Below are 12,470 nucleotides of genomic sequence, written 5' to 3'. Positions count from 1 at the left end.
TCTGGTGTGCCCTGCGCGTTCAACGGTGAAACCGCGGGGGTCCAAGCGTTCATGGAGTGGGACTCCTCCGGAAGGTAGAGTCCGGCGGCGTGCACCTGAAGGCCCTGACCCTGCGCGGGTTCAAGTCGTTCGCCTCGGCGACCACGCTCCGGTTCGAGCCGGGGATCACGTGCGTCGTCGGACCGAACGGCTCGGGCAAGTCCAACGTCGTGGACGCGCTCAGCTGGGTCATGGGCGAACAGGGCGCCAAGTCGCTGCGCGGCGGCAAGATGGAGGACGTCATCTTCGCCGGCACCACCGGCCGCCCGCCGCTCGGCCGCGCCGAGGTGTCGCTGACCATCGACAACTCCGACGGGGCGCTGCCCATCGAGTACGCCGAGGTCACCATCACGCGGATCATGTTCCGCAACGGCGGCAGCGAGTACCAGATCAACGGCGACACCTGCCGGCTGCTCGACATCCAGGAACTGCTCTCCGACTCCGGCATCGGCCGGGAGATGCACGTCATCGTCGGCCAGGGCCAGCTCGACTCCGTGCTGCACGCCGATCCCACCGGCCGCCGCGCCTTCATCGAGGAGGCGGCCGGCGTCCTCAAGCACCGCAAGCGCAAGGAGAAGGCGCTGCGGAAGCTGGAGGCGATGAAGGCCAACCTCGCCCGCGTCCAGGACCTGACCGACGAGCTGCGCCGCCAGCTCAAGCCACTGGGCCGCCAGGCGGCGGTCGCGCGGCGGGCCGCCGTCATCCAGGCCGACCTCCGTGACGCCCGCCTCCGGCTCCTCGCCGACGACCTCGTACGGCTGCGGGAGGCGCTGGCCGCCGAGATCGCCGACGAGGCCGCGCTCAGGGAACGCAAGGAGGCCGCCGAGCGGGACCTGGGCCGGGCGCTGCGCCGCGAGGCGCTCCTGGAGGACGAGGTGCGCCGGCTCACCCCGCGGCTCCAGCGCGCCCAGCAGACCTGGTACGAGCTGTCCCAGCTGGCCGAACGGGTGCGCGGCACGGTATCGCTGGCCGAGGCGCGGGTGAGGAGCGCCACCTTTGCGCCCCCGGAGGAGCGCCGGGGCCGGGACCCCGAGGACCTGGAGCGCGAGGCCGCCCGGGTCCGGGAGCAGGAGGCCGAACTGGAGGCCGCCCTGGAAGCGGCCCGGCGTGCCCTGGAGGACACGGTCGCCCACCGCGCCGAGCTGGAACGCGAGCTGGCCGAGGAGGAACGCCGCCTCAAGGACGCCGCCCGCGCCATCGCCGACCGCCGTGAGGGCCTCGCCCGGCTCAGCGGCCAGGTCGGCGCCGCCCGCTCCCGCGCCGCCGCCGCCCAGGCCGAGATCGAACGGCTGGCCGCCGCCCGCGACGAGTCCCGGGAACGCGCCGTCGCCGCCCAGGAGGAGTACGAGGCACTGAAGGCCGAGGTCGACGGCCTCGACGCCGACGACCACGAACTCGCCGAGCGGCACGAGGCCGCGAGGCGGCGGCTCGCCGAGGCCGAGGCCGCCCTCACCGCCGCCCGGGAGGCGGCCACCGCGGCCGAGCGCTCCCGCGCCGCGACCCAGGCCCGGCACGACGCCCTCGCCCTCGGCCTGCGCCGCAAGGACGGCACCGGTGCGCTGCTCGCCGCGCGGGACCGGCTGACCGGGCTGCTCGGCCCGGCCGCCGAACTGCTCACCGTCACGCCGGGCCACGAGGTCCCGCTCGCCGCGGCGTTCGGCGCCGCCGCCGACGCCCTGGCCGTGACCTCCCCGTCCGCCGCCGCCGACGCCATCCGCCTGTTGCGCAAGCAGGACGCGGGGCGGGCCGCGCTGCTGATCGACGGCGCCGGTGACGACGTACCGCACGCACCGCGGGAAGACGGGCCGCCGTACGCCGCCGACCTGGTGCGCGGGCCCGAGGGGCTGATGCCGGCGGTACGGCGGCTGCTGCGCGGGATCGTCGTCGTGGAGAGCCTGGAGGACGCCGAGGAACTGGTGTACGCGCGGCCGGAGCTGACCGCCGTCACCGCGGAGGGCGACCTGCTCGGCGCGCATCTCGCGCAGGGCGGATCGGCCGGGGCACCGAGCCTGATCGAGGTACAGGCGTCCGTCGACGAGGCCGCCGCCGAGCTGGCGGAGCTGGCCGTGCGGTGCGGGGAGCTGGCGGCGGCGCAGGAAGCCGCCGGGGAGCGGCGCCGGGAGTGCGCCGCGCTGGTGGAGGAGCTGGGGGAGCGGCGCCGGACCGCCGACCGGGAGAAGTCGGCCGTCGCCCAGCGGCTCGGGCGGCTCGCCGGGCAGGCCCGGGGCGCGTCCGGCGAGGCCGAGCGGGCCGCCGCCGCGGCCGGGCGGGCGCAGCAGGCGCTGGACCAGGCGCTCGCGGACGTCGAGGAGCTGGCCGAGCGGCTGGCGGCGGCCGAGGAGGCGCCGGCCGAGGAGGAACCCGACAGCTCCCGGCGGGACCGGCTCGCCGCCGACGGGGCCAACGCCCGGCAGACCGAGATGGAGGCCCGCCTGCAGGCCCGTACGCACGAGGAGCGGGTCAGGGGACTGGCCGGACGGGCCGACTCGCTGGACCGCGCCGCCCGCGCGGAACGCGAGGCACGCGCGCGTGCCGAGCAGCGGCGGGCCCGGCTGCGCCACGAGGCGTCGGTGGCGGGGGCGGTCGCCTCGGGTGCCCGCCAGCTGCTGGCGCACGTCGAGGTCTCCCTCACCCGCGCCGACGCGGAGCGCACCGCCGCCGAGGCCGCCAAGGCCCGGCGGGAACAGGAGCTGGCCGCGGCCCGCGCCGCGGGGCGCGATCTCAAGGCCGAGCTCGACAAGCTCACGGATTCAGTTCACCGGGGCGAGGTACTCGGCGCCGAGAAACGGCTGCGGATCGAGCAGCTGGAGACCAAGGCGCTGGAGGAACTCGGTGTGGAACCGACGGCACTGGTGGACGAGTACGGCCCGCACCAGGCGGTGCCGCCCTCGCTCCCCGCCCAGGGCGAGGAACTCCCCGACGACCCGGATCACCCGCGCAACCGGCCCCGGCCGTACCAGCGGGCCGAGCAGGAGAAGCGGCTCAAGGCCGCCGAGCGGGCCTACCAGCAGCTCGGCAAGGTCAATCCGCTGGCGCTGGAGGAGTTCGCGGCGCTGGAGGAACGGCACCAGTTCCTCAGCGAGCAGCTGGAGGACCTGAAGAAAACCCGCGCCGATCTGCTCCAGGTGGTCCGGGAGGTCGACGAGCGCGTCGAGCAGGTCTTCAGCGAGGCGTTTTGGGACACCGCCCGGGAGTTCGAGGGCGTGTTCGGCCGGCTCTTCCCCGGCGGGGAGGGGCGGCTGGTGCTGACCGATCCCGGCAACATGCTCACCACAGGTGTGGACGTCGAGGCCCGGCCGCCGGGCAAGAAGGTCAAGCGGCTGTCGCTGCTGTCCGGCGGGGAGCGGTCGCTGACCGCGGTGGCGCTGCTGGTGTCGATCTTCAAGGCGCGGCCGAGTCCGTTCTACGTGATGGACGAGGTCGAGGCGGCGCTGGACGACACCAACCTGCAACGGCTGATCCGGATCATGCAGGAGCTGCAGGAGGCGTCGCAGCTGATCGTGATCACGCACCAGAAGCGGACCATGGAGGTCGCCGACGCGCTGTACGGCGTGTCCATGCAGGGCGACGGCGTGTCCAAGGTCATCAGCCAGCGGCTGCGCTGACGGCACGGCCGCCATCGGGCCCACCGCCCGGCCCGTTCTGCGGCCCTTCTCGGAGCCCATCTCGGAGTACATCTTCAAGACTTGAACGCAGATGGATCATTGACCCCGCGCGTCCTTCTTGATTCTTCTGCGCGGAACGTCTCCTAGCTCACACCTTTCACCCTATTGACTTCGAAACTTGAAGGCATAGTCTCTGCAACGTTGCTTTTACCTTCAGGAACCTTCAGACGGTCCTCGAAGGGAGATCCACCCCGGCAGCGTTGCCGGTGGCCCGAGGAGTACACGTGACCAGCACTGCTGAGGCACCCAAGTCAGGAGCCAGAACGGCTCACCCCGATCATCTCGGGCACGTCATCTTCATCGCGGCGGCGGCCGCGATGGGCGGTTTCCTCTTCGGCTACGACAGCTCCGTGATCAACGGCGCCGTCGAGGCCATCCGGCACCGCTACGACGTCGGCTCCGCGCTGCTGGCCCAGGTCATCGCGATCGCGCTGATCGGCTGCGCCATCGGCGCCGCCACCGCCGGCCGCATCGCCGACCGCATCGGCCGCATCCGCTGCATGCAGATCGCCGCGGTCCTGTTCACCGTCAGCGCCGTCGGCTCGGCCCTGCCCTTCGCGCTGTGGGACCTGGCCATGTGGCGGGTCATCGGCGGCTTCGCCATCGGCATGGCCTCGGTGATCGGCCCCGCCTACATCGCCGAGGTCTCCCCGCCCGCCTACCGCGGCCGGCTCGGCTCCTTCCAGCAGGCCGCCATCGTCATCGGCATCGCGGTCTCCCAGCTGGTCAACTGGGGCCTGCTCAACGCCGCCGGCGGCGACCAGCGCGGTGAGCTGATGGGCCTGGAGGCCTGGCAGGTCATGCTCGGCGTCATGGTCATCCCGGCCGTCCTGTACGGCCTGCTGTCCTTCGCCATCCCCGAGTCCCCCCGCTTCCTGATCTCGGTGGGCAAGCACGACAGGGCCCGCCAGATCCTCGAAGAGGTCGAGGGCAAGAACGTCGACCTCGACGCCCGCGTCACCGAGATCGAGACCGGGATGCACCGCGAGGAGAAGGCCAGCTTCAAGGAACTCCTCGGCGGCAGCTTCTTCTTCAAGCCGATCGTCTGGATCGGCATCGGCCTCTCCGTCTTCCAGCAGTTCGTCGGCATCAACGTCGCGTTCTACTACTCCTCGACGCTGTGGCAGTCGGTCGGCGTCGACCCCACCGACTCCTTCTTCTACTCCTTCACCACGTCGATCATCAACATCGTCGGCACCGTGATCGCGATGATCTTCGTGGACCGCGTCGGCCGCAAGCCGCTGGCCATCATCGGCTCGGTCGGCATGGTCATCGGCCTGGCCCTGGAGGCCTGGGCGTTCTCCGCCAACCTGATCGACGGCAAGCTCCCGGCCACCCAGGGCTGGGTCGCCCTGATCGCCGCCCACGTCTTCGTCCTCTTCTTCGCCCTGTCCTGGGGCGTCATCGTCTGGGTCTTCCTCGGCGAGATGTTCCCCAACCGGCTGCGCGCCGCCGCCCTGGGCGTCGCCGCCGCCGCGCAGTGGATCGCCAACTGGGCCATCACCGCGAGCTTCCCGTCGCTGGCCGACTGGAACCTGTCCGGCACCTACGTGATCTACACGATCTTCGCCGGGCTCTCCATCCCGTTCGTCCTGAAGTTCGTCAAGGAGACGAAGGGCAAGGCGCTGGAGGAGATGGGCTGAGCCTCGCCGTCGAGGCCCCTCGACTCGAGGAGCCGGGCCAAGTCCCCGCTGCCCCGCTCCTCGACACCCGGAAGACGTACTGCCCGGTCCGACACACGGACCGGGCAGTACGTCTTTGTCCGCCGCGAGGACGGCCGCGGCCTTCCTGCCGCGGGAGGTGACCGCGGCCTTCCTGCCGCGAGGGGTGCCGCGATCAGGGCCGGGTGTGCGGTCGCCGGGCGGCCGGGTGAGGACGTCCGCACGACAGGCCGGGTACGCCGGACCGGGGCGGCGGCCAGTCCGCCCACCGCGCGGGAGGGCGGCGCGAGCAGCAGAGGACCGGTGAGCAGGGGTGCAGCCCCGTTGACCGCGACGAGCAGGGCCGTGACTCCGCTGACCACGGTGAGCGATCCGTGACTTCGTTGACCACGGTGGGCAGGGCCGTGACTTCGTTGACCACGGTGGGCAGGGCCGTGACTTCGTTGACCACGGTGGGCAGGGCTGTGGCTCCGTTGACCACGGTGAGCGATCCGTGACCTCGTTGACCACGGTGGGCAGGGCTGTGGCTCCGCTGACCACGACGAGTCCGCCGGCCCAGCCCGAGTCACGGTGCGAGCGGGCGGTTCACCCGGCGCCTCGGGACGCTCCCGCGCGGCCTCGGTCCACTGGCTGTGACCCGACGAGGGACAGGTCCGCAGCGTCGAGGGGCGGGCACGCCCCGCTCGGCCTGCGGCCGGGCCGCCCACACCACGGCCGCGGTGACCCGCGCACCTCGGCGGGCGCCCCGCTCACCCGGTCGCGGTCCGCCGTCGCCGAGCTGCCGCACCGGGCGGTGGCGGTCGTCGCGCCGGCGCCGGTCTTGCCGACCGAGCACGTTCCCCCGTACGGCCCGACCGCGCCCGGACCGTGCGCCGTCCGCCGTCATGGCTGCCCGCGTCCACGGAGCGGCTGACGCCCCTCCGCCCCTCCGGACGGTCCGGGCGCGGCGGCGGCGCGAGCCGTCGGCCGACCCGCCGATACGCCGGCCCGCGCCTCAGCGGGCCGGCGGCCGAGACTCCGCGCCCCGCTCCGCCGGGACCGTCACCGCGGGCTTGGGCAGCACCACGTACAGCAGGCCGGAGACCACGATCGTGGCCACCCAGCCGAGCCCGTACTCGCCGATGACGTTGTTGTCGGCCAGTGGGCCGGTGAACCAGTCCGACGCGGTGAACGTCAGGCCCGTCGCCAGACCCACGGCCCACGCGGCCACCGCGGCGGGCGAGAAGCCGCCCCGGTACCAGTACGCGCTGGTGCGCCCCGTGTCGGAGAGGGCCGCGCCGTCGTACTCCCGGCGGCGCAGCATGTCCGCGCCGAAGACGCCGACCCAGGCCGAGAAGGCCACCGCCAGCAGCGACAGGAACGCGGTGAAGGAGCCCAGGAAGCTGGTCGCCGCCAGCATCAGCACGCTGCCGAAGACGAGCGAGATCACCGCGTTCACCGAGACCGCCCAGTGACGCGGCACCTTGAAGCCGAGGGTCTGCGCGGTGAAGCCCGCCGAGTACATCGACATCGCGTTGATCAGCAACATGCCGATCAGCGCGATCAGCAGGTACGGCACCGCGATCCAGGTCGGCAGGATCTCCCCGAGGAAGGAGACCGGGTCGGCCGTCGAGGCCAGGTCCGGCGTGGAGACCGCCATGACCGCGCCCATCAGCACCATCGGCAGTACGACGATCCCGGCACCACCGACCGTCACTCCCACGATGCCCTTCGCCGACGCGGTACGCGGCAGGTAGCGCGTGAAGTCCGGGGCCGACGGGATCCAGCTGACCCCGCCCGCCGCGATCAGACCGATCCCCGTGATCATCGCGGCCACCGACCCGGCGGGCCGGCCGAAGACCGCCGACCAGTCGGTCTCCGTGACCAGATAGCCGAGCACCAGCACCGAGAAGGCGCCGAACAGATAGGCCGCGTACTTGTTGCACTTCTGCACGGCGTTGATGCCGAGCCCCGAGATCGCGAACGTGGCGATCACGAAGGCCAGCAGCGTCACCATGTCCAGCAGGGCGCCGGCCCGCACGCCGAACAGGATGTCCAGCACCGTCAGCAGCGCGTACGCGCCGGTCACCGCGTTGATCGTCTCCCAGCCCCAGCGCGCGACCCAGATCAGCGAACCGGGCAGCAGATTGCCCCGCTGCCCGAACACCGCCCGGGACAGCGCCATCCCCGGCGCCCCGCCGCGCTTGCCGGCGATGCCGATCAGCCCGACCAGTCCGTACGAGACGACGGGCGCGCACACCGCGACGACCACCGCCTGCCACAGGCCGAGGCGGTACGCCACGACCAGGCTCGCGCCCATCGTGAGCAGCAGCACGCTGATGTTGGCGCCGACCCAGGTCGGGAAGAGCCCGCGGACGCGGGCCGTGCGTTCGTGATCGGGCACCTGCTCGATGCCGCGGGTCTCCAGGCCGTGGGCGCCGTCGGTCGCGGCGGCGGTTTCGCTCATGTGGGGGTCCGTGCCTCAAGGGCCCGTGCCTCGTGGGGGAGGGGCGGGCGGCGGTCGGGTGATCTACGCGCGTCACTGCGGGCCCCGCCATCGTACTTTGCTCCCATCACGTCCCACCAGTGACCTTTGTCCCTTGGAGGAAGCGCCAAGAACGGTGTGCCGCGGGGCCCTGACGGACCGGGGCCATGGCCGATACTGGAGCCGTTATGGACATCGTCATCCTTGCTGTAGTCATCGCCGTGGTCGTGGTCGGCGCGATCGGCGGGCTGGTCGTCGGCAGCCGCCGTAAGAAGCCGCTGCCGAAGCCGCCGCCCGCCGCGCCCGACATCACCGCCCCTCCGGCCGAGCCGCGCGTCGGCGAAGAGGCCGAGACACCGCGCGACGAAACGCGCCGGACGATAGAGGAGGTCGACCTTCCGAGCGGCAGCGGCGCCACCCTCGCCGAGCCGCCCGTCGTCGAAGAGCTCGAAGTACCTCAGCTGGAGGTCCCCGAGCCCACCGCAGGCCGACTGGTCCGGCTCCGTTCCCGCCTCTCCCGTTCGCAGAGCGCGCTCGGCAAGGGCCTGCTCACGCTGCTCTCCCGCGAGCACCTCGACGAGGACACCTGGGAGGAGATCGAGGACACGCTGCTCACCGCCGACGTCGGCGTGCAGCCCACCCAGGAACTGGTCGAGCGGCTGCGCGAGCGCGTCCGCGTCCTGGGCACCCGCACCCCGGAGGAGCTGCGGGGGCTGCTGCGCGAGGAGCTGATCACCCTGGTCGGCCCCGAGATGGACCGCACGGTCAAGACCGAGCCTCCCTCCGGCAAGCCCGGCATCGTCATGGTCGTCGGCGTCAACGGCACCGGCAAGACCACCACCACCGGCAAGCTCGCCCGGGTCCTGGTCGCCGACGGCCGCAGCGTCGTCCTGGGCGCCGCCGACACCTTCCGGGCCGCCGCCGCCGACCAGCTCCAGACCTGGGGCGAGCGGGTCGGCGCCCACACCGTGCGCGGCCCCGAGGGCGGCGATCCGGCCTCCGTCGCCTTCGACGCGGTCAAGGAGGGCAAGGAGATCGGCTCCGACGTCGTCCTCATCGACACCGCGGGGCGGCTGCACACCAAGACCGGTCTCATGGACGAGCTGGGCAAGGTCAAGCGGGTGGTGGAGAAGCACGCCCCGCTCGACGAGGTGCTGCTCGTGCTCGACGCCACCACCGGCCAGAACGGTCTGATCCAGGCCCGGGTCTTCGCCGAGGTCGTGGACGTCACCGGCATCGTGCTCACCAAGCTGGACGGCACGGCCAAGGGCGGCATCGTGATCGCCGTCCAGCGGGAGCTGGGCGTACCGGTCAAGCTGATCGGCCTGGGCGAGGGCGCCGACGACCTGGCGCCGTTCGAGCCGGAGGCGTTCGTGGACGCGCTGATCGGTGACTGAGCCGATTCCCCTGCCCGCACCGGAAGCGCCCGCCCCCGAGGGGACGGGCGCTTCCGGGCGTCAGGGGACCGTCGTGGCCGGTACGGAAACACCTGCGGCCGGCCGGTACGGAAACACCCGCGGCCGGTACGGACAAGCCTGAAGCCGGCAGAGAAACGCCCGCGGCGGTACGGACAAACCTGAAGCCGGTACGGACAGCCCGGGGCTGGCACGGAAACGCTTGAAGCCGGTACGGACAGCCCGGGGCCGGCACGGAAACGCCCGCGGCCGGTACGGACAAGCCTGAAGCCGCCGTGGCTGTGCCCGCACCCGCGACCAGCACGCCCCCGAGGCCGCCGGCCGCCGCTCACCCCCGGGACCGGTGTGCCACGTACGCCAAGGTCCCCAGCAGCAGCCGCGCCTCCGGTGGCCGGGTCGCCGAGTCCAGGGCCGGTGGGCGCAGCCACCGCACCGGGCCCCGGCCGCCGCGGTCGGAGGGCGGGGCGGTGATGTACGCGTCCCGGCCGAGGCCGCGCAGGTCGAGGGCGGAGGGGGCGTCCCAGCCCAGCCGGTAGAGCAGCCGGGGCAGTTCGGCGGCGGCGCCGGGGGCGACGAAGAAGTGGGCACGGCCCTGCGGGGTCGCCGTGACCGGGCCGACCGGCAGCCCCATGCGCTCCAGCCGGGCCAGCGCCCGGCAGCCCGCGGGCTCGGCCACCTCGATCACGTCGAACGTCCGGCCGACCGGCAGCATCACCGAGGCGCCGGGGAACCGCGCCCACGCCTCGCTCACCTCGTCCAGCGTCGACCCGGCGGGCACCTCGGGCGCGAAGTCCAGCGGGTGCGCGCCCGGCGCCGGGCAGTCGGCGCGACCGCAGGAGCAGGCATCCGCGGCGGCCCGTGCCCCCGGCACCACGTCCCACCCCCACAGGCCGGTGAACTCGGCCACGGCCGTGCACTCCGACGGGCGGCCCCGGCGCCGCGCGGCGGTGCGGAGGTCGCGAATCCCCCGACTGCTGCCGATCGTGAAGCCCATGCCCCCTCCAACGGGTTCGGCGCACCGATGGTCACGAAACGAGTGTGCGCGGTGACTCTGTGTTCCCACCTCCCCAGTGCCGAGCGTTTCAGGCGGCGCCTGGAAGCACCTCGGGTGGTGCACCCGACGTCGCACGCCTCTAACGCGCTCCGTTGCACCCACCCCTGGGTGGCTGATGTCAAGTGAATCGCGAAGGCCACGCTGCGTGTTCACCCGAAGGGGTGGCGAATGGTGGCGTTTATGGAATCGCCATGGCTGTACGTGTGATCGTGGAATTACTTTGTGTTCATGGCGCCTGGGGGCACTTGCGCACGTGGGTATGCCGGAGGCAACTCGGCTTTCCGTTCGAAGAGTGACAACCCTGGGACGGACGGTCCGAACACCGGCATCCTGATAGGGCTTGGCGCACTCGGCGACAGGTGGTCTTGAGGGATGGGGGCGTTCCAGTGAGCGGCAACGGTGGCGGCGGAACGAGCGCTGGGGACGCCGGGCACGCCGGACCCACCGGCCCTGCTGGCCCCACCGGCCCCGCCGACAAGCGTCCCAACGAGTTGCTCACCTCATGGTTCGTGCGCAGCGGCTGGTCCAAGGGCGAGCTGGCCCGTCAGGTCAACCGCCGGGCCCGCCGGCTCGGTGCCAACCACGTCTCCACCGACACCTCCCGCGTACGCCGCTGGCTGGACGGCGAGAACCCCCGCGAGCCGATCCCGAAGATCCTCTCGGAGCTGTTCTCCGAGCGCTTCGGCGTCGTCGTGTCCGTCGAGGACCTGGGCCTGCGCACCAGCCGCCCGGTGCCCTCCGCGACCGGCGTCGACCTGCCCTGGACGGGCCCGCAGACCGTGGCACTGCTCAGCGAGTTCTCGCGCAGCGACCTGATGCTGGCGCGGCGCGGCTTCCTCGGGACCTCGCTGGCCCTCTCCGCGGGCCCGTCCCTCATCGAACCCATGCAGCGCTGGCTCGTGCCCACGCCCGCGCCCACCGCGCCGGAGCCCGAGCCGCTGCCCGCCGGGCGTGCCCGGGGCCGGCTGTCCAAGCCCGAGCTGGACCTGCTGGAGACCACCACCGTGATGTTCCGGCGGTGGGACGCCCAGTGCGGCGGCGGCCTGCGCCGCAAGGCGGTCGTCGGCCAGCTGCACGAGGTGACCGACCTCCTCCAGGAACCCCAGCCGGAGGCCACCCGCGTCAAGCTGTTCAAGGTCGCCGCCGAGCTGGCCGAGCTGGCCGGCTGGATGTCGTACGACGTCGGGCTCCAGCCCACCGCGCAGAAGTACTTCGTGCTCGCCCTGCACGCCGCCAAGGAGGCCGGTGACCGGCCGCTCGGCTCGTACGTGCTGTCCAGCATGAGCCGCCAGATGATCCACCTCGGCCGGCCCGACGACGCCCTGGAGCTGATCCACCTCGCTCAGTACGGCAGCCGGGACTGCGCGAGCCCGCGCACCCAGTCCATGCTGTATGCGATGGAGGCCCGCGCCTACGCCAACATGGGGCAGCCCGGCCGCACCAAGCGGGCCGTGCGGATGGCCGAGGACATCTTCGCCGAGGCCGACGAGTGGGACGAGCCGGACCCCGACTGGATCCGCTTCTTCTCCGAGGCCGAACTGCACGGCGAGAACAGCCACTCCTTCCGCGACCTGGCCTACGTCGCCGGGCGCAGCCCCGCCTACGCCTCCCTGGCCGAGCCCCTGATGCGCCGGGCCGTCGACCTCTTCGCCGAGGACGGCGAGCACCAGCGGTCGTACGCGCTCAACCTGATCGGCCTGGCCACCGTGCACCTGCTGCGGCGCGAGCCCGAGCGGAGCACCGCCCTGGCCACCGACGCCATCCGGACGGCCAAGAAGATCCGCTCCGAGCGGGTCAACACCCGTATCCGCAAGACGGTCGACGCGGCCGTACGCGACTTCGGCGAGCTGGCCGAGGTCGTCGACCTCACCGACCTGCTCGCCGCCGAACTCCCGGAGACCGCCGAGGCGGTCTGACCCCACCGGACCCCGGCCGCGGCCGGCCCTCCCGAACTGCCCGACTCGGCTCCCCCCCGCCAGGTCACCGGAGGGCCGGCCGCGGCCGGCCTGCGCAGGTCGCACCACGATAACGATCACCCGTACCGGATCAGGCAGTTCACCGACGCGTAACACGCACGGTGCCTTCGTCACGGCGGTGAAACAGCCAGGGGCGCCCAACGAAACCGCGCTGCGCCAGTCTCGTGGCGCATAACCGGCCCACCCCTCATTCCGC

The 12,470-nt window shown here is 72.7% G+C and carries 6 protein-coding genes; 4 read left to right on the top strand and 2 right to left on the bottom strand.

What is annotated here, in order from left to right:
• Positions 1-89: 89 nt before the first annotated feature.
• A complete protein-coding gene (gene smc / locus ACY1JF_RS08310) occupies positions 90-3,644 on the top strand; it encodes a chromosome segregation protein SMC (protein ID WP_462704350.1) in 3,555 nt (1,184 codons plus the stop codon).
• A 284-nt stretch (positions 3,645-3,928) separates the two neighbouring features.
• The gene (locus ACY1JF_RS08305) at positions 3,929-5,347 is read left to right on the top strand and encodes a sugar porter family MFS transporter (RefSeq protein ID WP_462704349.1); all 1,419 of its coding nucleotides are present in this window, start codon (positions 3,929-3,931) and stop codon (positions 5,345-5,347) included.
• 1,012 nt (positions 5,348-6,359) lie between these two features.
• Here ACY1JF_RS08305 and ACY1JF_RS08300 read toward each other — a convergent pair.
• Positions 6,360-7,811, bottom strand: coding sequence for a cytosine permease (locus tag ACY1JF_RS08300; protein WP_462704348.1), 1,452 nt, complete (start codon positions 7,809-7,811; stop codon positions 6,360-6,362).
• A 206-nt stretch (positions 7,812-8,017) separates the two neighbouring features.
• On the opposite strand from ACY1JF_RS08300, the gene ftsY reads away from it, so the two are divergent.
• On the top strand, positions 8,018-9,226 hold the full coding sequence (gene ftsY / locus ACY1JF_RS08295) for a signal recognition particle-docking protein FtsY (protein WP_462704347.1): 1,209 nt from the start codon (positions 8,018-8,020) through the stop codon (positions 9,224-9,226).
• A gap of 346 nt (positions 9,227-9,572) precedes the next feature.
• Here the strand turns inward: ftsY and ACY1JF_RS08290 are convergent, their stop codons facing one another.
• Positions 9,573-10,238 carry a bifunctional DNA primase/polymerase gene (locus ACY1JF_RS08290; protein ID WP_462704346.1) on the bottom strand — a complete coding sequence of 222 codons (666 nt, stop codon included), beginning with the start codon at positions 10,236-10,238 and terminating at the stop codon, positions 9,573-9,575.
• A 446-nt stretch (positions 10,239-10,684) separates the two neighbouring features.
• Between ACY1JF_RS08290 and nsdA the strand changes: the two genes are divergently transcribed.
• Positions 10,685-12,214, top strand: a complete 1,530-nt coding sequence (gene nsdA / locus ACY1JF_RS08285) for a transcriptional repressor NsdA (protein WP_462704345.1) — start codon at positions 10,685-10,687, stop codon at positions 12,212-12,214.
• Positions 12,215-12,470 lie beyond the last annotated feature (256 nt).

This window comes from Streptomyces sp. SYSU D01066-1, from assembly GCF_054956795.1.
The sequence above is the reverse complement of the archived record's forward strand: the minus strand, read 5'-3'. Positions and strand labels throughout refer to the sequence as shown.